Origin of the sequence: Pseudomonas sp. BS-2016, assembly GCF_001806145.1 — a bacterium.
Taxonomy (GTDB): domain Bacteria; phylum Pseudomonadota; class Gammaproteobacteria; order Pseudomonadales; family Pseudomonadaceae; genus Aquipseudomonas; species Aquipseudomonas lundensis.
This window is the reverse complement of sequence record NZ_MLCT01000038.1, coordinates 78,018-98,752: the sequence shown is the minus strand read 5'-3', so window position 1 is coordinate 98,752 and position 20,735 is coordinate 78,018. Positions and strand designations below refer to the sequence as shown.

21 protein-coding genes are annotated in these 20,735 nt (G+C 59.2%); 9 read left to right on the top strand and 12 right to left on the bottom strand.

Features of this window, described 5'->3' with window-relative positions:
- Nucleotides 1–56 precede the first annotated feature (56 nt).
- The 6 genes from BKD70_RS21765 (at nucleotide 57) to BKD70_RS21740 (ending at nucleotide 7,579) form a co-directional block, all read left to right on the top strand.
- On the top strand, nucleotides 57–2,582 hold the full coding sequence (locus tag BKD70_RS21765; RefSeq protein ID WP_047274813.1) for a TcfC E-set like domain-containing protein: 2,526 nt from the start codon (nucleotides 57–59) through the stop codon (nucleotides 2,580–2,582).
- Between the two features lie 37 nt (nucleotides 2,583–2,619).
- Nucleotides 2,620–3,849 carry a hypothetical protein gene (locus tag BKD70_RS21760; RefSeq protein ID WP_240478019.1) on the top strand — a complete coding sequence of 410 codons (1,230 nt, stop codon included), beginning with the start codon at nucleotides 2,620–2,622 and terminating at the stop codon, nucleotides 3,847–3,849.
- Nucleotides 3,850–3,884: 35 nt separating this feature from the next.
- Nucleotides 3,885–4,628 carry a pilus assembly protein gene (locus tag BKD70_RS21755; RefSeq protein ID WP_047274815.1) on the top strand — a complete coding sequence of 248 codons (744 nt, stop codon included), beginning with the start codon at nucleotides 3,885–3,887 and terminating at the stop codon, nucleotides 4,626–4,628.
- Nucleotides 4,628–5,116 (top strand): hypothetical protein, encoded by a 489-nt coding sequence (locus BKD70_RS21750; RefSeq protein ID WP_047274817.1) that lies wholly within the window; start codon nucleotides 4,628–4,630, stop codon nucleotides 5,114–5,116. The genes BKD70_RS21755 and BKD70_RS21750 overlap by 1 nt, the downstream gene beginning before the upstream one ends.
- Before the next feature lie 109 nt (nucleotides 5,117–5,225).
- On the top strand, nucleotides 5,226–6,398 hold the full coding sequence (locus BKD70_RS21745; RefSeq protein WP_047274819.1) for an acyl-CoA dehydrogenase family protein: 1,173 nt from the start codon (nucleotides 5,226–5,228) through the stop codon (nucleotides 6,396–6,398).
- The gene (locus tag BKD70_RS21740) at nucleotides 6,395–7,579 is read left to right on the top strand and encodes an acyl-CoA dehydrogenase family protein (protein ID WP_047274821.1); all 1,185 of its coding nucleotides are present in this window, start codon (nucleotides 6,395–6,397) and stop codon (nucleotides 7,577–7,579) included. The genes BKD70_RS21745 and BKD70_RS21740 overlap by 4 nt, the downstream gene beginning before the upstream one ends.
- A gap of 9 nt (nucleotides 7,580–7,588) precedes the next feature.
- Here the strand turns inward: BKD70_RS21740 and BKD70_RS21735 are convergent, their stop codons facing one another.
- The 3 genes from BKD70_RS21735 to BKD70_RS25125 all read right to left on the bottom strand — a co-directional run bounded on the left by BKD70_RS21735 (nucleotide 7,589) and on the right by BKD70_RS25125 (nucleotide 8,850).
- Nucleotides 7,589–7,786, bottom strand: a complete 198-nt coding sequence (locus BKD70_RS21735) for a hypothetical protein (protein ID WP_047274824.1) — start codon at nucleotides 7,784–7,786, stop codon at nucleotides 7,589–7,591.
- Nucleotides 7,783–8,253, bottom strand: coding sequence for a hypothetical protein (locus tag BKD70_RS21730; RefSeq protein ID WP_047282509.1), 471 nt, complete (start codon nucleotides 8,251–8,253; stop codon nucleotides 7,783–7,785). The genes BKD70_RS21735 and BKD70_RS21730 overlap by 4 nt, the downstream gene beginning before the upstream one ends.
- 417 nt (nucleotides 8,254–8,670) lie before the next feature.
- Nucleotides 8,671–8,850 carry a hypothetical protein gene (locus tag BKD70_RS25125; protein WP_157774089.1) on the bottom strand — a complete coding sequence of 60 codons (180 nt, stop codon included), beginning with the start codon at nucleotides 8,848–8,850 and terminating at the stop codon, nucleotides 8,671–8,673.
- A 204-nt stretch (nucleotides 8,851–9,054) separates the two neighbouring features.
- Here BKD70_RS25125 and BKD70_RS21720 point away from each other — a divergent pair, with 204 nt between their 5' ends.
- The 3 genes from BKD70_RS21720 (at nucleotide 9,055) to BKD70_RS21710 (ending at nucleotide 10,097) form a co-directional block, all read left to right on the top strand.
- Complete coding sequence (locus tag BKD70_RS21720) at nucleotides 9,055–9,285, top strand: hypothetical protein (protein ID WP_047274826.1); 231 nt, start codon at nucleotides 9,055–9,057, stop codon at nucleotides 9,283–9,285.
- A gap of 72 nt (nucleotides 9,286–9,357) precedes the next feature.
- Entirely contained in the window at nucleotides 9,358–9,756 is a 399-nt protein-coding gene (locus BKD70_RS21715) for a hypothetical protein (protein WP_047274827.1), read from the top strand.
- Nucleotides 9,757–9,854: 98 nt separating this feature from the next.
- On the top strand, nucleotides 9,855–10,097 hold the full coding sequence (locus tag BKD70_RS21710; protein ID WP_047274828.1) for a DUF2789 domain-containing protein: 243 nt from the start codon (nucleotides 9,855–9,857) through the stop codon (nucleotides 10,095–10,097).
- Here BKD70_RS21710 and BKD70_RS21705 read toward each other — a convergent pair.
- The 9 genes from BKD70_RS21705 to iolD form a co-directional block, all read right to left on the bottom strand.
- Nucleotides 10,088–10,297 carry a hypothetical protein gene (locus BKD70_RS21705; RefSeq protein ID WP_047274830.1) on the bottom strand — a complete coding sequence of 70 codons (210 nt, stop codon included), beginning with the start codon at nucleotides 10,295–10,297 and terminating at the stop codon, nucleotides 10,088–10,090. The two genes, BKD70_RS21710 and BKD70_RS21705, sit on opposite strands and share 10 nt — an antisense overlap.
- Nucleotides 10,298–10,423: 126 nt before the next feature.
- Nucleotides 10,424–11,770, bottom strand: a complete 1,347-nt coding sequence (locus tag BKD70_RS21700) for a phospholipase effector Tle1 domain-containing protein (protein WP_047274832.1) — start codon at nucleotides 11,768–11,770, stop codon at nucleotides 10,424–10,426.
- 197 nt (nucleotides 11,771–11,967) lie between these two features.
- The gene (locus BKD70_RS21695) at nucleotides 11,968–12,372 is read right to left on the bottom strand and encodes a TraR/DksA family transcriptional regulator (RefSeq protein WP_047274833.1); all 405 of its coding nucleotides are present in this window, start codon (nucleotides 12,370–12,372) and stop codon (nucleotides 11,968–11,970) included.
- A gap of 368 nt (nucleotides 12,373–12,740) precedes the next feature.
- Nucleotides 12,741–13,763 carry an ABC transporter permease gene (locus BKD70_RS21690; RefSeq protein WP_047274971.1) on the bottom strand — a complete coding sequence of 341 codons (1,023 nt, stop codon included), beginning with the start codon at nucleotides 13,761–13,763 and terminating at the stop codon, nucleotides 12,741–12,743.
- Between the two features lie 62 nt (nucleotides 13,764–13,825).
- Nucleotides 13,826–15,391 (bottom strand): sugar ABC transporter ATP-binding protein, encoded by a 1,566-nt coding sequence (locus BKD70_RS21685; RefSeq protein WP_047274835.1) that lies wholly within the window; start codon nucleotides 15,389–15,391, stop codon nucleotides 13,826–13,828.
- Nucleotides 15,392–15,483: 92 nt separating this feature from the next.
- On the bottom strand, nucleotides 15,484–16,413 hold the full coding sequence (locus BKD70_RS21680) for a sugar ABC transporter substrate-binding protein (protein ID WP_047274836.1): 930 nt from the start codon (nucleotides 16,411–16,413) through the stop codon (nucleotides 15,484–15,486).
- Between the two features lie 119 nt (nucleotides 16,414–16,532).
- Entirely contained in the window at nucleotides 16,533–17,573 is a 1,041-nt protein-coding gene (locus tag BKD70_RS21675; RefSeq protein ID WP_047274837.1) for a Gfo/Idh/MocA family oxidoreductase, read from the bottom strand.
- 106 nt (nucleotides 17,574–17,679) lie between these two features.
- Nucleotides 17,680–18,705: a Gfo/Idh/MocA family protein gene (locus BKD70_RS21670; RefSeq protein WP_047274838.1), complete on the bottom strand. Its 1,026-nt coding sequence runs from the start codon at nucleotides 18,703–18,705 to the stop codon at nucleotides 17,680–17,682.
- A 39-nt stretch (nucleotides 18,706–18,744) separates the two neighbouring features.
- Entirely contained in the window at nucleotides 18,745–20,682 is a 1,938-nt protein-coding gene (iolD, locus tag BKD70_RS21665; RefSeq protein ID WP_047274840.1) for a 3D-(3,5/4)-trihydroxycyclohexane-1,2-dione acylhydrolase (decyclizing), read from the bottom strand.
- Nucleotides 20,683–20,735: the final 53 nt, after the last annotated feature.

Sequence of the window (20,735 nt, the reverse complement as noted above, 5' to 3'; positions counted from 1 at the left end):
AACCTTGCCGGGCGCTGCGGGGCGCTTAAACGGCCTGCACTCAGAGAAGTTCGTGAATGTTACCGATGACTCCCATCGCGGCAGCGCTTGCCTTGATTGTTGGCAACTGCGCGTTTGCTGCTCCCGCGGCATCCGGCACCACGCCACGTAGCCTGCTGGCACAGGCCAAAGGCTTGCCTGCCGATTTCGAAGAACACCTGTTTGATGTGCCATTGGCCGTTCAGGTGGAGCGCGATCAACAGCGGGTGGGTGAAGCGATGATCGTCCTGACCCGCGATGATCGACTGACCCTGCTTGAATTCACCGACCACGAAGGCAGTCAACTGTCGCTCGACGAGCGTGATACCTGGGCCACTTTCCTTAAACAAGGTGTGCCATTGGGCACTTGCACAGGCGAGTGCCCGGCGCAATTACTGGCCGTGCATTACGACCTGGAGAACTCACGGCTCTCCCTGCTGACTGAAAACGCGGAACGCGAAAACCAGATCAGCCAGTACTACGAACTCCCTGCGCAGGGTAGCCGGGGGCTGATCCTGCGGAACCAGCTCAACCTCAGTGGTGGCCAGGAAGAAGACCTCGGCGGGCGTTTCGCGCTGCAAGCCAGCAGCAGCCTGGGCCATTGGACCCAGGGCTTGAACCTGCAACTCTCCCGCCAAGGCGGGCCTGACGACAGCACGCTCTACCACGCTGTTTATGAAGCGTTTACGCAACGCGAGCTGGAAGGCAGTTTTTTACGCTTGGGCTATTTCACCCCGACCGCCGAGGGTTTGACCCGGCAGATCCGCACTTTCGGCGCCAACCCCGACACCGCACTGGGGGTGATGTTCGGCAGCTCCGACAGCCTGGCAATCACACAGCCCAAACCCAGTATTTATCCCGTGTACGTCACGGCCAATCGTCAGGCCACCGTGGAGATCTACCGCAATGGCCTGCTGATCAACACCCAGATGGTCAACGCCGGCTTGCAAAGCCTCGACACCCGCCCACTCCCGGGCGGCATCTATGAAGTGCAGGTGCGGCTGATCGAGGATGGGCAAATAACCAGCACCACCCCGGAACTCATCTACAAGCCCAATAACTGGCGCAACCATGACCAGCGCTGGCGGTACAACGTCTTCGCCGGACGCGAAAGCACACTGCTGAGTAATTGGGAGGAGCAAGCCAGCGGCGAGATGACCGCAGGGGCCTCGCTCAATTACTTGCTGCATCCCCGGGTGGTGATCGGCGTGTCCGGCCGTCAGGTCAAGCAGAACCTGCAACTGGGCACCTCGGTGGACTGGTCCATCTCCAACAACGCCAACCTGTACGCCAATGTCTATGAGACCGACAACTATGGCACCGGCATTGACCTCAACGGTCTCTATAACTACGGCAGCGGGAGTCTGGTGTTCAGCCACACCCGCAGCTGGCTGGACACCCGCCAAACCTATGAAACCTTGCCCGACGGCACACGCATTCGGCAGCGCTCGGTGTTCATTGGCCAGACCAGCAACTCATCCCTTGCCCTGAATCATCGCCTTACCCCCAAAAGCAGCGTGAATGCCCGGTTGTCCCATAGCCAGGGTTACACCGACGGCATGGGGCTGGATCTGGGCTGGACGCAGGTCACCCACTGGTTTGGCAGCGACGGCAACTGGCGACTTTCGCTATTTGACCGCCCCGCCAGCGTCAGCTCAGGGGCGGCCCGCAATCGTGGCTTTGACTTGACCTTCAGCCTGGCACTCGGCGCGCCGGGCGAGCGTTGGTCGGCCAGCGTGGGCAGCCGCACCGACCGAGATGGCGGACGCGACAACAATGCATCGCTCACCTACAGCAAGGACGTGACCGGTCACGTGTTGCAGAGTGTCTCGGCCACCGTTTCCACTGACAGCTATGGGCTGGGCCTTGCCGGTCGTGCCAGCGTGCAGACCGACACGTTTAACGGGGACGGGTTTGTGCAGCGCTCGTCCTATAACGGCAACCTGACCGGCGGCCTTAACCTGGAGAGCACCTTCGCGGTCGGCGCAGGCCAAGCGGTCATGACCAGCCAGCATCAGGGGCAAGGCTCAGGGATGATTGTCGACGTGGTGAGCGATGTGGAAGACATCCTGTTACGCGCTGACGACCTCAGTGGCGGCAGTACAACGTTGCGTCCCGGACGTAACTTCGTCCCCATCACCGCCTATAAAAGCAGTTCATTAAGTTTCGACTTTGAAGGCAACCACGCCCCGGCGGCCACCATTGAACCCGCGCGTAAGCGTTATCACTTGAATAAAGGGGGCGTGGACTATCAAACCCTGCAGGTCATGCAAACCGTGACGGTACTGGGCCGCCTGATCGATCAAGCGGGCAATCCGCTCAAGGGTCATCACATCATTAATCACGCCAGCCGTGGGGTCAGTGAAGTGGACGGCTTCTTTTCCATGGAGTTGAACGTCAAAGCACCGACCCTGGAAGTGCGCCGTGGTGAACAGTTGCTATGCACATTCCGAGTGGACATGACCCAAACACCCCTTGAACACAGCGTGATGATGATGGGTGATTTGATCTGCACTCCCGAAACATTGGCCCATACCGCGCTGCCGATAAAGCGTGCCGGGTAATGCTTCCGCTAATTGTTAATGGCATGAGGAACACCCCGTGAACCTGCTTTTATCCGTTTTACTCTTTGGCGTGATGTCAGTCATGAGCGCGCTCCCTGTGGCAGCCGCCACACTCACTATCACTGCCGCTTTTAAACCCGACCCATCCAAACCCAATCACAACATGTTTGAAAATACGACACCGAATACCGGATTCTGTCTTAACTATCCAAATTTTTGCAGAAATGGAAGTTTGTTCAGTTTGCGAGCCGCACCCACTATTTATGCAACGCAACCCATACCTGCCAATCATGAAAACCCACGCCAAGGCGTTATGTTAAAAGCACCAGCAGAATGGCGTGAAGTAAACGTTACCCATAGTGCCACTGGCCGCCAAGAAACCGTGAGGATACGCATCAATGGTTTAGGGGCTTCGCTTGTGACCGACCCTGTGGTCGATTTAGTGGGCGGTAATGTTTCTATCTCCGAAGCCCATGCGTTGTTGTTCGGAACGAACCTGTCTTATGCGCCTTCACCCTGCAAGGGGTTGGGCCCTAGCTGGAGTTTTAATAAAGTAGCGTTTGACTTTTTCTGGGCTTTACCAACCAGTAGCGAGTGTGCAAAACATGCGAAATTCACTATTCCTACATCACGCCTTAATTACATTGAAATTTCATATCAGTTGATCACCCCCAACCCCTTAAATATGTCAGCAGGTCAATACACCGGCACGATCACGTACACGATGGGCCCTCATCAGGACTTTGACATGGGCGATAACTTCCTGCCCGACGACCCAGCATTGACATTGAATTTCATATTAAACGTTGACCATGTTCTTAAAATTGAAATACCACCGGGCGGCAAGAGCATTGCCCTTGAACCTAAAGGCGGATGGCAACTCTGGAGTGTGGGGCGTCGCCCGGAAAAACTGATGCGCGATCAAACCTTCCTGATCCATGCAAGTTCACGTTTCAAAATGCAATTGGCCTGCGAGCGCATTATTGGCGATACCTGCGGCTTGAGTAACAGCCGTCAGCATGAAGTACCTATCAATGTATCGGTGACATTGCCCAGCGGATTGCGACATGCCAATGGCGCGTCGGTTAATCGCCAACCGTTGTTGTTGAGTGGTGCCGGCACCGAGTTATTTGAGCCCACGCAACACGTGGATCGAAAACCGGGCACTCTGCACTTCGAAATAGACAAACAATACACCGCCGAGATGTTATTCCAAGAAGGCACTTATAAAGGCAGTGTCACCGTCATCTGGGATTCCGAAGTTTAAACACTCACACCGCACACTTTTTTGAGAATAAGAACATGAAAAAAATAATGACAGGCATTATGGGCGCGTGGCTCATCTCCTTGAACTGTATGGCCGGGCCAACTATCAATGTCGGGATGGTGTATGACTATCTGGACGGGGGTAAAAGTACGTATTTGAAGCGCGTCTTCAACGGCGGCGACAGCACCGCTTTTGTCAGGGTGTCGATCAAGGAAATCCTCTACAAAGCCGACGGTTCCTCCGAGGAAGTGGAGGTCAAAACCCAAACAGACAAACGCGTGCGCGACGGCTTGATGTCCAGCCCCGCGCGCCTGATCGTGCCGCCCAACGGTACTCAAGGTGCGCGGCTGTTATTCATGGGGGATCGAGAGCAGGAGCGCTACTTCCGCGTGCGTTTCATCCCCGTGGTGCCCGAAAAAGAAGACGCGTTTGCGCTGTCATCTGAAGAGGCCAGTGACTATAAAAAAACCTTGTCGGCAGGCGTGAATGTATTGGCCGGCTACGGCACGGTGTTCTTTGTCAGGCCCAAAGAAACCCGCTTTGATACGCAGATTGAAAACACGCCGAACCACTACCAGCTGCGTAATCAAGGCAACAGCGTGGTCGTGGTCGACGAGTTCAAGGACTGCGCGTCCAGCGACCGGCTGCACTGCAAGCCCACGACCAAAACCCACGTCTTGCCGGGGCGGACGTTGCGGTTCGACAAGCAGCCAGGCCGTCATTACCGGTTCACGCTGGTGGAAGGCCGTGCGCAGAAAGTTATCGAGGTCAAAGCCTGATGTTCCAGACGCGCTTGCGGGCAGTGCTGCTCACCGCGGCAGCCCTGTCCCTGTGTACATCCGTGACTCATGCGGCCCGCGAAGAACACCAGTTTGATGTCAGCGTAACCATCCCGACCTTCGAGTTTTATGCCATCCCCGCGGACCCCGAGTTTGTTCTGCGCGAACAACCAATGCGCTGGAACTTGGTCAGTTCAACCCTTGAGCCCCTGCGTACGCAGTTCGATATGATCAGTTCTGCGGGCGCCATGACCGCCCGACTGGGGTATGAACCCGTCTTGTCGAATGGCAACACCACCTTTGCTCTTCGGGTCACGTTCAACGAGCAGGTGTTGACGTTATTCGACAGCGTCGTGGTGTCTGCCGCCGACGCCTATAACGGCATACGGGTACCGGTACGCATCGACGCCCTGCCCCCCGCCGAGGGGTTTGAGCCGGGGGACTATTACGGCAGTGTGCAATTGATCTTCGATACCGCAGCCCCTTGATGGCATTGGGTTACAGGCTTCAAACGGACTAGTCCGGGTCAGGGTGTTCGCTGCTCTGAGGCCACTTCATGCTAGCGCCTTGATCTCAAGCATAGGATGAGGAGCCGGTATGCAGCTTGCCCTGACAGATGAGCAGCGGATGATCCAACAATCTGCCGAGCGCTTTCTGGCGCAAGTCGCCAGCTCCGCAGCCGTGCGCAGCGCCATGGCCAGTGAGCGCGGGCACGACCCGCAGACCTGGGCGCGCATCGCCCGGGAACTGTATTGGCCCGCACTGGCGATTCCTGAAAGGTACGGCGGATTGGGGCTGGGCTTTGCCGAAGTCTGTCTGCTGCAGGAACAATTGGGCCGCTGCCTGCTGCCCTCGGCGTTCTACGCCACGTGCTGCCTCGCTCTGCCGGCTTTGCTGCTGAGCCGAAACGAAGCGCTCAAATCCCGTTGGCTGCCGTTGATCGCAGGCGGCGAGGTCACTGCCAGCTTGAGCTACACCAATACGCAGCACTGGGATGACAGCAGCATTGTGGTCTATGCCACCCCTCATAAAGATGGCTACCAACTCTGCGGCCAATACCTGAATGTAATCGACGGCGCCGACTGCGATCTGTTGATTGTTGCGGCACGCACGCCGGGCAGCGTCGGGGAAGCCGGAATCCGCCTGTTTGCCCTGCCTGCCGACACGCCGGGCCTGATCAGGCAAGCATTGCCCACACTGGATCAAACCCGGCGCCTGGCGAACATCACCCTGGATAACGTCGTACTCAGCGACGACCAGTTACTCAGTGAGCCGGGCCAGGGCTGGGCCTTGCTGCGTCAAACCCTGCAGTTTGCGTGCGTGGGGCTGGCGGCCGAACAAACGGGCGGCGCCCAACAATCGCTGGACATGACCCTGGCCTACATCACCGGGCGCCAGCAATTCGGGCGTAGCATTGCCAGCTTCCAAGCCATCAAACACCGCTGCGCCGACCTGATGCTCGCGGTGGAATGCGCACGTTCGGCCAGTTACTACGCCGCGTGTATCGCCGATGCTTGCCTGAACATTGATGCAGATCCCCACGTGCGCGGGCAACTGGCTGAAGCCGCCGCCACGGCCAAAATCCACGCCAGCGAAGGTTTCTTCCAGTGCGCCAGCGAGTCGATTCAATTGCATGGCGGTGTGGGGTTTACCTGGGAGTACGACCCGCATTTGTACTTCAAGCGTGCGCGCGCCAGTGAACAACTGTGGGGCGCGCCCGCGTTTCATCGCGAGCAATTGGCCAGACAGATCTTCGGGGAGCAGGCATGAATATTGGCTTCAGCGCGAAAGACGAACAGTTTCGTCAACACGTGGCGCAGTGGATGCAACAGCACCTGAGCGGTGAATTCAGCACCCTGCGTTTTCGCGGCGGCCCAGGCGATGAAGATTTTGCCCCGCTGTTACGTAAACGCTGGGAACAAGAGCTGGCCAAAGGCAACTGGATAGGCGCCGGTTGGGCCACCGAACACGGCGGCCAGGGGTTGAGCATCAATCAGCAGGTGATTTTTTACGAAGAGTACGCACGCGCCGGTGGCCCGGGACGCATGGGGCATATCGGCGAAGGCCTGGTGGGCCCGACGTTGGCGGCCTTCGGCACGGCGCACCAACTACAGCGGTTTTTACCGCCGATTCTGGCCGGTCAACAGTTTTGGTGTCAGGGGTATTCCGAACCCGGCGCGGGTTCTGATCTGGCCAACATCACCACCCGCGCCAGCTTCGACACGCAACGCAATGAATGGTTGATCAGCGGGCAAAAGGTCTGGACCTCACTGGCCCATGAAGCCGACTGGTGTTTTGTGCTGGCGCGAACCGAACCCGCCAGCAAGGGCCATCACGGGCTGTCCTTTTTGTTGGTGCCCATGGCCCAGTCCGGGATCACGGTGCAGCCCATCAAGCAATTGACCGGCACCAGTGAGTTCAATGAGGTGTTTTTCGACCAGGCGCGCACCTGTGCAAGCAACCTGATAGGGCAGCCCGGCGAAGGCTGGAAAATCGCCATGGCGCTGCTGGGGTTCGAACGTGGCGTCTCCACCCTGGGCCAGCAGATGCAGTTTCAGAACGAACTGGACGAGGTGGTGCGCATTGCCAAAGCCAATGGCGCGGCGCAAGACCCGGTGCTGCGCCAGCGCATTGCACACGCCTGGAGCGGCTTGCGTGTGTTGCGCTACAACTCGTTGCGCATGTTGTCCGGCCCACAGGACGGGAGCCTGCGGCCCGAGGCGACGATCTACAAACTGGCGTGGTCCACCTGGCACCTCGAACTGGGCAAGCTGGCCATGGACGTGCTGGGGCCACAGGCCGAGCTGCTGGCGGGCGCGCCTTATGAACTGACACGCCTGCAATCGCTGTTTTTGTTCACCCGCGCCGACACGATCTACGGCGGCAGCAACGAGATTCAGCGCAATATCATTGCCGAGCGCGCCCTCGGGATGCCCAGGGAGCGGCGCTGAACCTGATCGTCAGGCCGCGTCCTGCAACCGGGCCAGCTCTCGACGCACCATGCTTGCGTAGGCTGCCGGGCGCAACGTGTACAACTGCCCGGCGACCCACGTAAGCCACCCCTTGCCCATCTGGGGCTGACAGGCCAACAGCTCGACCGCCTTGGCGGTCGCCTGTTCCTGATGCTGGCGATGAAACTCGCCGCGTGAGCCTGTCACTCTTTACTGGCCTTGAAGGTCAATTCACCTTTGCGCCACTTGGCCGCTTTGGCAGTGACCGCCTTCAGGGTTTTGCTCAGGCCGGTGGCCAGTTGTTCATGGGCGGCGAACACCAGCATCACCCGCTGACCTTCCTTGAACACAATCCCTTCGCCTTGCGCCGTGGTGACATAGGCATAGTCGCCAATGCCATAAATCGTCATTTTGATCTCGCGGAACTTGAGTTCGAACTTCCCGCCTTCACGGCTGGCAAGTACCGCCGCACTGAAATGATCCCCCACCTTTAACTTCAAGCCAGGCTTGTCATCGACGACCAATGCCGCGTCGGTATCGATTTCGGCCATGTAGGTGTCTTCAGCCGTCTGCTCGGTGACATACACAAAACGGGATTGAAACAATTTGACCAGACGCGCTCGCAGGTCACCCAACACAAATAACGCGTGCATCTCCAGATTGCTGACTGCCAACGAAAAACCCTCGAAAAATGAAGTAAGACTGCCAACACAAAAACAGGCAGCCGATAGCAAGCCTTGACTTGCCGGTTGTGAAATCTGCGTTCGACAAAACCTTCTGAAGCCGTGGCTCAGAAGTGACTGCAAGCAATCAACGTGATGGATTCCCGCCCTGACACCACGAACCAGCGGTATCGGCGCTTATGCAGCGTCGGTACGCACTCGAACGATGAAACGGACTAGTGCACTTAGGGGGGAAACCTGCTTTTAAAGACGTAATGTCTGACGCAGCGTTTTAAAAAAAAACCTTACAAATAGACAAACGCCAACGGCTGAGGTTTGCGTACGTGCCCAGCCTCGATCCGAACAACTTTTTGCTAAAACCATTCAATCAAAGGAAGTCGTTCCATGGACAGATCAGATTTTCATCCGTCATCCGCCAATGCGCTCCAGCACGTGGCTGATCCCGTTGACGGGGCGCCATTCTACCGGCTCAACACCGACTTTGGGTATACACAATCCCGCCACTATCAAGTGATACCGATCAGCCACGGCTTTTTTCATGTGCGAGAAGCCCATACAGGCCAGATCAGGGGCTTTCGGTGCTCGCATTACGAAGCCTGTGCGCTGGCAAGCCAGTTAGAGAAAATACAGCCCGATTTCAACCCGCCCGCCCCTCTGTGACGGCAGCGCTTTCGTCAGTTGGATGACTTAACTGCGCCACTGCCCGCCAACAACTGCCATACTCGCGCAACAATCGACCCGGCCCATGCCGCCGGGTTGACCGGCTCCATTACCTCCAAGGGAAAGTGACACGTGACGGAATTTGATATTGGCGAATTTTTTATCCGCGGTGAAGCCAGAGAAGTCGATGGCGAGTTTCAGGCGGTGATTGTGATGCGTGCCAAACCCCCTCTCAAAACCATCACCTATCATCAGGTCGAGAAAGACCGCTGGTTCAAAACGGCCGATGTGGCTGAAGTCGCTGGCAAAGAAGCCGCCAAAGCCCTGAAAGAAGCCGTGGATGCGGGTGCCCTGAACGCCTGAATCCTGGCCTTTCGCTCAAGAAACGCGGCGCCAGGCCGATAGCCGGGTGAGTCTCTGTCAAGGGCATCACTGATGATTAACGTCACTATCCCCACTCACCTTGCGGCCCCGCGGGCAGCGCCCCTGAACGACGCCGTGACACCTGCCGAGAAACCTGGGCGGTTTGAGCACGTGTTGCGGGCAGACACCGATGCCGCGCAAGCCGCTGGCGACACGCCGGTAGAAGCCCTGCAAAAACGCATCAAACTGCTGAAAAAACGCCTTGAACAGCTTCAGCAGCACCTGCGCCAGGCCAATGCGCGGATGGCCGCCGTCACAGCCGGGCGCTATCGCAATGATGAAGCTCGCACGGCCGCCATCATGAAGGCGAAAAGCCAGGTGGTCTCGCTCAACAGTGCGGTCTCTGTCGCCCTCAGTTCACTTTTCGAGGCCGAAAAAGCCTTGATTGGCAGCGTTAACCTCTCCATCTGACACCATGGTCTACAGTGCTACACGCACATTGAGTCGAACTCTGAGGGTTCTACGACCTCAGATACCCTGTACTCACTTAGACGCTTCTGGAGATGAACATGGACGAGACACCTGTCACGCTGGAAAACCTCTTCAACCAACTTGGCCTGGATTCAGATGAAGCCGCCATCGAGCAATTCATTGCAGACCATTTTCTGGCTGAAGACGTGAAGCTGGTTGAGGCCCCCTTCTGGTCCACGGGGCAAGCGAGTTTTCTGAAAGAAAAGCTGCTTGAAGATGGTCCTTGGGCACTCGTGGTAGACGAACTGAATGTCCGCCTGCACGAATCGCCTCACGCCTGAAGGCGCATTGCCACGGGGTTGGCGCTCAACTGCGCCAACCAGGCGCTTTGGCACTCTTGCGCTTCTGCGCGCGTTGAAAACGCGGTCCCGCGCTGTTCTCCATTGACCAGCACCACCCAGCAGGCCTTTTGTCCCGCTTCGCGCATGCCCTTGGGAACACCGCTTCCAATCATTACGGCGATATCAACTTGATTACGCATGATGGCCACTCCACCCAGTTAGTTAGTCTCCTAACGATGTGGGCCATCTTAGTGACAAAAGGACGCAGGAAAAAGCTATGCCACGCATAGCTCAATTGCATGAACGGTAACAATACCGGCGTGTTGTCAGGCCAAGGACGGGAGGCGTTGATCGTAAACCAGCCGACCGCCCTCCTGCGGGAGGTTGAAAAACGCGTTATCCAGCGCACCAAGCCCCTCGCCAATCGCGGCATTCCAGTTCGCGGACTGATGAATGTAACGCTGTCGCAGTAGCCGTTCTTCCTCGCTTGTCAGCGCAATACGCCCGCTGGACCATTGCTCCTGAATTTTGTCCGCAATGGGCAGCAACTCTTCCGGCAAACGGATCTCGGGTCTGTCTGAAAGCGGGATAAAAGGCACACCGTGCTCCATGGCCAGAGCGTGCATGACCCGTAAATACACCCGTGACAAATGCCCATCCACACGCCGCTGCATGTAAATGGCTGCCTGCACGCGCTGCAGCGGATCTCGGCGCGTGCCTTGCTGATGCGATGCCGTGCGGATTTCCAGCAAAGCCGCCGGGTCACGCTCGTCCAGCAAGTCTTTGGCCTGCCAAAACGGCAACTGTGCCGCCGTGGTCTTCCACGAGCGGGTCAGCCTGGGCGCAGTCCCCGGGCTCACCAGGTTTGTCTCCCAGCGGGTGAGAAACACTTGCTCCAGCATGTACGGCGCATAGCCGCCGCCCACATCCGCATGCGCGCCCGGAACGGCGACGTCCATCGGCCACTGCGGCGCAATTCGAGTGAGGGCAAAGTTGCGCCGCAGCTCATCCCGTGCGCTCATTTGCACCACCTGACGCGCACTGTCCGGGCCCAGATAAAGATTAAGACCAGGATTCACGTCATCACTGATATCGCCCAAATCCACCAGGCCGCCCATCGCCGCGACCGTGTCAAACAGCCCGATAAAATTGATTTCGCAGTTAAACCCCGGCGCCAGCGCCAACAGGGTGTCGAACCGGGTGGCCTGCACCTCATTGGCAAAATGCCGCGCAGCCGCCGCACCGCGACTGAAACCGAAAATATCCAGCTCCAGGCGCTGCAAAGCACGGGACGGTAAAGCCTTCACGGCCTCCAGCAGGCAGTGCAGCAATAGCGCGTGGGCCTCTTGCGCCTTGCCCACCACCCCGGTACTGCCGCGGCCGTACGTCTGCGCCGGAAAGCGCGTATCGGCCTGACCGGTCGTGGTTCCGATTCCGCTGATATAGAGCGACGTGACCCTGTGCCCATCCGCCTCAAAGGCGGGCTGCACGGGGTAGTGCTGATGAAGAAGGGCGATATTGGTGGGCACACTGCCGTAGCTGCTGGCGGCGTCTATCGTCAAGCCTTGCGCCAGACGCGCCTGCCCCGATTCGCTGTTGTACTGGTTATTGGCCGTTCCATCAAAAAAGACACCGACCCGCAACACGCCTCCTGTGTTGCTGGAATTGCTCATCACGCCTTTGCCCCTCTTATAAGTCGTCCTCACGCACAGTGCGCGAGCCAATATAAGGGTGCAAAAAGTCGCCAGCCAGCTCAATGTTGGCCGGGTGTGTACGCAGGTGTCACAAGAAGATGCCGAATGCCAGCCAGAACGGCGGCTTGGCCAAGAGCGCTACCGGGGCCGCTTTGCGCGGCCCGGCAACGTCAGGATCAGGCCTGACGCTGATGCTTGTCGATTTGCTCGTGACGCTCTTGAGCTTCGATGCAGTATTTGGTGGTCGGGCTGATCAACAGGCGCTTGAGGCCAATGGCGTCACCGCTGTCGTCACACCAGCCAAAGCTGTCGTCCTTGATGCGCTCCAGCGCTTGTTCCAGCTGAGGCAGCATGCGCTGGTCACGGTCAATCGCGTTGACCAGCCAGGTACGCTCTTCTTCAACCGAAGCGGCGTCTGCAGGGTCGGCCGGGGTGTCCAGGCTCTCGATCGCGATGCGATTCTGCTCAATCCGCTCGTGGGTTTCGACCTTCATGTTTTGCAACAGCTCAGTGAAAAAAGCATGTTGCTCGGCATTCATGTAGTCATCCGCCGGCATGGCCAGCAACTTATCCTTTGTCATTGATTTCTCTATAAAAAATACGTGCATTAAGGCGAATTAGGGAGCGTCCTGACCGATCTTCATCCCAACCAGTTAGGTGCTATCTATTTCAAGCGCCACCCGGCACTCAATTTACGAGGGGCGGCAGTCTACGGCCGAGTTATCGACTCAGCAACTGAAATGACAGCTATTTGTCCAGCAAAACCTGGAAAAAGACGAAAAACCTGTCCCGCAGGGCCTAATGGAGTACGCGGATGGCAGGAAATTCCATGCAAACACTGAAATCGCCCCCTTTTAATGCATGAAAAACCTGAGCATCAGGGGCGTTATCGCCACCGATGCTCAGGTTTTTTTAGGCCGATGTGATCGGAAAAAGCTACACCGCCCTGTCAGCGTTTGAGTTTGCGCTTGTTGCGGTACTGGTCGATCACCACCGCCACCACGATGATCAGGCCCTTGATGATGTCCTGAATGTAGGCATCGACCCCCACAAAGGTGAAGCCGCTGGCCATGACGCCCAGGATCAGCGCGCCAATCACCGTACCGGTAATCCGCCCCACGCCCCCGGCCAGGCTGGTGCCGCCAATCACCGCCGCGGCAATGGCGTCCAGCTCGTAAGACATGCCCATGCCCGCCTGCCCCGTAGCCGCCCGTGCCGATGCTACGACCCCGGCCAGGCCTGCCAGCAACCCGGCAATGCTGTAGACGATAATCAAGTGACGCTTGACGTTGATCCCCGAGGTCCGCGCCGCCTGCATGTTGCCACCGATGGCATAGGTGTATTTGCCGTATTTGGTGTAACGCAGGGCAATGTGGAAGATCAGCGCCACCACCAGAAAGATGATCACCGGCATGGCGCCATGGCCGATGGCCGTGTAGGAATCAGACAGCATGCTGACCGGTTGGCCTTCGGTGTAATAACGCGCCAGCCCACGGGCGGACACCATCATGCCCAGCGTTGCGATAAAGGGCGGTATGCCCGTGATGGCGATGATGCTGCCGTTGATGGCACCGGCCAGCAGCCCGACCCCAAGCCCCGCGACCACCGGAATCCAGACCGGCAAGTCGGTCAGTGACGGGAACACGGCCCGGCTGAAATCCGAGGTTTGCGCCAGGCTCGCGGCCACCATGGCCGACAAGGCCAGCACCGACCCCGAAGACAGGTCGATCCCTGTGGTGATGATCACCTGGGTGACGCCTATCGCCAGCAAACCGATCACCGACACTTGCAGAATCATCAGCACCAGGCGCTGGGAGTTCATCAAAAAGCTCTGGTCACGCACGATCCAGCCGAACAGTTCGAACACCAGCCCGATGCCGATCAGCACCAGAAAGATGCTCAGTTCGGTCGGAAAGCGACGCCGGGATTTGCTGGGTGCCATGGCGGGTTTGTTATCCGTTATTGCGTTCATGGACATGTGCCCTCTCACTCTGCGGAGCTACCGGCGCAGTCGCCGCCGGCGCACTGAAATGGTTAATGAATCGCCGTGATGCCCGAGGCCAGTTGCATGACCCGCTCCTGGGTGGCGTCGGCGCGATCGAGGGTGCCCATCAGCTCGCCTTCATGCATGACCATGACCCGGTCGCTCATGCCCAGCACTTCAGGCAGCTCCGAAGAAATCATGATCACCGCCATGCCCTCACTGGCGAGGAATGAAATCAGCCGGTAAATCTCGACTTTGGCCCCCACATCAATGCCGCGGGTCGGTTCATCGAGGATCAACAGCCGCGGGTTGGTCATCAACCAGCGTGCCAGCAGGGCTTTTTGCTGGTTCCCCCCCGACAGGGTGTCGATGCATTGCTCCAGCGACGGGGTTTTGACCCGCAGTTTTTTACACATGTCTTCGCACAATGCACGCAAGGCTTTTTGCTGGATAAAACCGTTGTCGGCGTATTGCGGCAGGATCGCCATTTCCATGTTTTCCAGCACCGACAGGCAAGGAAACAGCCCCGTCAACTTGCGGTCTTCGGTCAACAACGCGAAGCCCTTCTCAATCGCCAGATTGGGGCTGGTGATGCGCACCGCCTGACCGTCGAGCTGAACCTCGCCGCCATCACACGGGGTGATGCCAAACAGGGTTTCAGCGATGTTGGTGCGGCCCGACCCCATGAGACCGGCAATGCCAAGGATTTCCCCGGCATGCAGGTCGAACGACACACCGTGAAACACGCCGTCCAGGCGCAAGTCACGAACCGAGAGCAGCAATTGCCCGAGCGGGTTTTCCCGCACCGGGAACAACTGCGTCAGTTCACGGCCCACCATCATTGAAATCAGGCTGTCGCTGTCCATGCTGTCGGCGCGTTGCAGGCCGATGTACGCACCGTCACGGAACACCGCCACTTCATCCGCGATGGCAAACACTTCATTCATTTTGTGGGTGATGTAAATGATGCCTTTGCCCTGCGCCTTGAGGTCGGCAATGATCGAAAACAGGTGGTCGACTTCTTTGTCGGTAATGGCCGAGGTCGGCTCATCCATGATCAGGATGTCCGAGTCATAGGAGACCGCCTTGGCGATTTCCACCATCTGGCGCTCGGCAATGCTCAGGTGGCCGACCAGCTCCTGCGGATCAAGATTGATGCGCAAGCGCTCCAGCAGTTGCGCGGTGCAGCGGTACATTTCGCGGTGATCGATCATGCGCAGGCTGTTGAGCTGTTCGCGGCCAATCCAGATATTCTCGGCAATGCTCATGTGCGGCATCAGGTTGAGTTCCTGATGAATCATCGCGATCCCGGCCTGCAAGGCCGCCAGCGGCCCATTAAAGGCGACGGGTTGGCCACGCAACCGCAACTGCCCCGCGTCGGGCTGGTAGATACCGGCGATGATTTTCATCAGCGTGGACTTGCCCGCGCCGTTCTCCCCCATCAGCGCCAGCACGGTGCCCGCTCGCACGCGCAACTGCACGTCATCCAGGGCAATCACTCCAGGGAAGCCCTTGCTGACATTCACCACTTCCAACAGGTAGGGCGCCTCCGCCGAGGTGGCCGGGGCGGCAGTCGCCACGGCCGGGGTCCTTGAAACAGTCGCTGACGCGAGCATAGCCAGTACTCCTCAGGTGCCCCGGTGTGGACCGGGACTGCGGGCAAGGTTGAGCCTCGCCGCTTATTGTTGTTGTGGGGGTGAGTGGACGACTACTTTTTATACGTGCTGACGTTGTCCAGAGTAATCAGTTGGAACGGCACCCAGACCGCCTGCTCATAAGGCGCTTTGTTGATCATTTTCAGCGCCGTCTCGACCGAGCCGTTGGCCTGCCCGGCGGCGTCCTGGAACACCGAAAGGGTTAAATCGCCCTTCTCGACCGCCCGCACACCGTCTTCAGTACCGTCGACACCGGCAATCAACACCTTGCCTTTTGCGATGCCAGCCTGCTTGAGCGCCATCGCGGCGCCAATGGCCATTTCGTCGTTGTTGGACACCACGGCATCGAACTCACGGCCCTGGGTGATCCAGTCATTGGTCAGGGTCATGGCCTTGTCCCGCAGCCAGATGCCGGTTTGCTCCTGATCGACTTTGATGCCGGGGTACTGGGCCAGTACTGCTTTCACGCCCTTGGTGCGGTTGGTGGTGGAGTTGTTGGCCAGATCGCCGAGCAGGATCACGATATTCCCCTTGCCGCCCATTTTGTCGGCCAGGTACTGCATCTGCATGCGCCCGGCCTCCAGGTCATCGGAGGCCACTGTGGCCACGCCCTGCGGCAGGTCGGTGTTGTCCGGGCGGCGGTTGACGTAGATCAACGGGATGCCCGCGGCGACCGCAGCTTTGGTAATACGGTCGGTGGAAGCGGTATCCACCGGGTTGACGATGATCGCGTCGACCTTTTGGCTGATAAAGTTTTCGACCTGGCTCAGTTGCTTGACCACGTCGGCGCGGGCGTCTTCAAACTGCAATTTGACGCCTTCGGGGTAGGTCTTGGCTTTGTCGTTCATCGACTCGCGCAGGTACGTCAGGTAGGTGTCATCGAACTGGGACATGCTCACGCCAATGTTGACATCGGCCAGGGCCGCGCCGCTGGCGAACAGGATCGAGAGCGCAAGGGAAGCGATTCGTAAGCTGGGTTTCATTTGGGGCAGTCTCCACATTCTTGTTGGTTTTATAGATGCGGTACTTGGTGACACTGTGCTGAAAACGACTCTATTGGAAAATAATTTCCATATCAATCGATTTTAGAATTTATTGCGTTCTATTTTCTATTTTCATCATGGGCCAACGTCACGACCTCGCCCCGCTGCGCACTCAGCCGCGCCGCATCCAGTACCTCAAGCGCCTGCACAGCCGCCTGCGGCAACACCGGCACAGGCCCTCGCCCCTCAACGGCCGCGATCATTTGCCGGTAAAACTGGTCCCAGCCGCCATGCTCGCTCGGCACCCGCTCGCGTTCTTCGCCCTGTTCAAACCAGCCCCAGCGCCGATGCTCTTCGGCCCCCCAATCCTCGCCACAGGTTGTGGGGGAGCGGCCTGCGAGCAGCGCCGCTTCCTGCCCGTCCAGCCCCTCAACGCTGTAGCAACCAGAGGTGCCGCTGACCCGAAAGCGCGGGCGCGGGCTGTTTTGCAGCACGCTGGCACCCAGGTGGGACAGCACGCCGTTGCGGTGAGTCAACGCCATGAAGAAGGTGTGGTCCAGGTGCGGGGCTTGGGGGCTGCACGCCCGCTCGGCGTACACCGACACCACCGGGCCGAACAATTGCAGCGCCTGATCCACTTGATGACTGCCCAGATCGCGCAGCAGACCGCCGCCGCTGGCATTGCCCACTGACGCAGGCGAAAACCGCTCAATGAACGATTCAAACCGCGTGACCGCTCCTAACGCACCGGCCTCGATCAGCTTGCGCACGGTCAGGAAGTCCGAATCCCAGCGCCGATTCTGATACACACTCAGCAACACGTTGTGACGCTGCGCCGCTGCCACCAGGTGTTGCGCTTGCTGCGCGTCAGCGGCGAAGGGTTTTTCACTCACCACGGCAAGCCCCAGCTCGATGGCTTGCATCACCTGCTCAGGCCGACCGCCCAGCGGCGTGGCAATCACCAACAGGTCAACCCCGGTCTCAGCCAACTGCCCCAGGCTGTCATAGGCCGGCACGCCGGGGTACGCGCTGGCCAGGTGCTGGCGACGCTCAGCCGAACGCGTGACCACGCCGACCAACGTCACCCCCGGCAGGCTGGTGATCAACGGCGCATGAAAAAAACGACCTGCGTGGCCAAATCCAACCAGTCCGATGCGCATGGGAACCCTCCTAGACAGGCCTGTGGTCGAGGTCCAGGCGCGTGAGGTGGCGTCTGTTGAACAGCTCGCAGCCTCACGCTGCCCGAGGGCGACCACGGCGTTGAGATCAGCCGTAAAAGGCCGGACGTGGCGGCAGTTCAACGTTGACAATCACCCCGCTCTGTTGCGCCTGGATGCAGGCATCGGCTGCCACCGCTGCGGCAAAGCCGTCCCATGCCGAAGGGCCGCCCACCTGCCCGGCGCGCACGCCGTCAATGAAGGCTTGCAGCTCCACGTCGTAAGCGGCGATGAAGCGGTCTTTCCAATCCATCAGAATCGCGTTCGACAGTTTGGCCTCGCTGCGCAATTGCACTTGCGACGGCTCGGGCAGTTTGGCGATACCGGTTTCGCCCACCACTTCGCACTGAATGTCGTAGCCGTACTGGCAGTTCACAAACACTTCCACATCGATGCGCGTGCCCTTGGCGGTTTCGAGCAGCACCACTTGCGGGTCCCGCAGGTGCGCCAGCGCTTTGCTGGTTTTGCGCGGGAAGACCACTTGCACCGACACATAATCGTCGTCGAGCAACCAGCGCAGCACGTCCAGTTCGTGGATCAAGGTGTCGGTGATGGCCATGTCGGTTGTGTAGTGCTCACCCACCCGCGGGTTGCGGTGAGCGCAGTGAAGCATCAGCGGTTCGCCGATCTGCCCGCTGTCGATGACGGCCTTGAGCGCCTGATAACCGGCGTCGTACGGGCGCATGAAGCCGACCTGCACCAACCGATGGCCATGGGCAATTTCCGCGTCGACGATGTTGCGGCAACCGGCAGCCGTGACCGCCAGCGGCTTTTCGCAAAACACCGGTTTGCCGGCGTGGATGGCCGCCAGCACGTACTCTTCGTGGCTCGGCCCCCAGGACGTGACCAGCACGGCCTCGACATCAGCCGCCTGAATCAGCGCGTGCGCGTCCGGGTACACCTCGGCACTTAAGCCCAGCTCGGCAACCACCTGCGCCGCCTGTTGCTGATTGATGTCCGTGACCGCCACCACCTGACTGCCAAGCAGGGTCTGGCTGCAACGACGAATATGATCACGGCCAATCGCGCCCGTCCCGATCACGCCCAACTTCAAGGCTTGAGTGTTCAACGACATGTGCAGACTCCTGGTCAATGTAATAAGAGAGCGTTGCAATCAGTACTGCCGCACGCGGGCGAGCTGACGGTTGAGGTGTTTCGCGGCATCGGCCGTGCGGGCGCTGGTGGACACTTGCGCCACGCCCACGCGCCACCACGACAGGTAGCCGTGGATCATGGTTTTAGGGAGCACTTTGATATCAATGAGGGTGGACACGGTCTGCCGACGCGCATCGGCCAGCGCGGCGTGGAGTTGCTCAACGGTGGTCACCCGGTAGGTCTTGCAGCCATAAGCCGCTGCACTCATGGCGAAGTCCACCGGCACCAGGCCACCGTCCAGCTTGCCCGTGTCAGGGTTGCGGAAGCGGAACTCGGTGCCGAAGCTGTCCATGCCGTTGCCCATCTGCAAGTTGTTAATGCAGCCGAACGCCATATTGTCGAGCAGCACCACGTTGATTTTCTGGCGCTCCTGAATCGAGGTGGCCAATTCGGAGTGCAGCATCATGTAGGAACCATCGCCCACCAACGCGTAGACCTCGCGCGCCGGTTCGGCCAGCTTGACCCCCAACGCTGCGTTCACTTCATAGCCCATGCACGAATAGCCGTACTCCACGTGATAGGTGTTCTCGCCCTTGCTGCGCCAGGCCCGTTGCAGATCGCCGGGCAGGCTGCCAGCGGCCGCGACGATCACGGCCGTGTCAGCAAGGGTGTGATTGAGTACACCCAGCACCTGGCTTTGGGTCAGGCACGACCCTGTCAGCTCGATAAACTCGCGCAGCACCGCCGGGTCCATGTGGTCGCTGATTTCGGGGGTGAAATCCGGTTGTTGATAATTGGCCTCAAACACACGGTCCACCTCGGCCTCCAACTGCGCCTTGGCCTGATGCGGCGCCTCGCCCCATTGCGCGTGGTAGCCGCTTGCCGCCAGGCACTCACTCAGCCCTTCCAGCCCCGCGAGGGCATCGGCAATCAATTGCACGCCATCGAGCTTGAGCGCATCGCACGGGCTAACGTTGAGGTTGAGAAATTCGACCTCCGGGTGCTGAAACAACGATTTGGAAGACGTGGTGAAATCGGTATAGCGGGTGCCGATGCCGATAATCAGGTCAGCCTGCGGCGCCAGCAGGTTGGCGGCCAGGCACCCGGTTTCGCCGATGCCGCCCATGTTCAGCGGGTGCGCCGACACGATGGCGCTTTTGCCTGCCTGGGTTTCTGCGAACGGTATCCCGAAGCGCTCGGCAAACGCTTGCAACGCGGCACTGGCCCCCGCGTACTTGACGCCCCCGCCGCAGATGATCAGCGGCGTGCGCTTGCGCAGCAGGATCGCCTGCGCATCGGCCAGCATCGCTGCGGTCGGCAGGCGTCGGTCAATGCGGTGCACACGTTTTTGCAGAAAGTAATCCGGGTAATCGTAGGCCTCGGCCTGAACATCCTGCGGCAGGGCCAGGGTCACGGCCCCGGTTTCGGCAGGATCAGTGAGCACACGCATCGCGTGAATGGCGGCGCTCATCAATTGTTCCGGGCGGTTGATGCGGTCCCAGTATTTACTCACGGCTTTAAAGGCATCGTTGGTGCTGATGCTCAAGTCATGGAACTGCTCGATCTGTTGCAAGACCGGGTCGGGCTGACGACTGGCGTACACATCCCCCGGCAGCAGTAACAGCGGGATACGGTTGGCGGTGGCCGTCGCGGCAGCGGTCAGCATGTTGGCCGCGCCGGGGCCCACCGAGGCGGTGCAGGCGTAGATCTTGCGCCGCCGGTGTTGCTTGGCAAAACCGATGGCGGCGTGGGCCATGCCCTGTTCGTTGCGACCTTGATGCACCAGCAAGCTGCCGCTGTCCTGTTCCAGCGCCTGCCCGAGCCCCAGCACATTGCCGTGGCCAAAAATCGTGAACACCCCGGCCACAAATTTGCTCTGGACCCCGTCCACCTCGACGTATTGGTTATCGAGAAACTTCACCAGCGCCTGGGCCATGGTCAGTCGTGTCGTCGTCATGTCTGCACCCTTGAACTTGCACAGCCGCTGCGGCAACCGCAGGGCTGTGACCG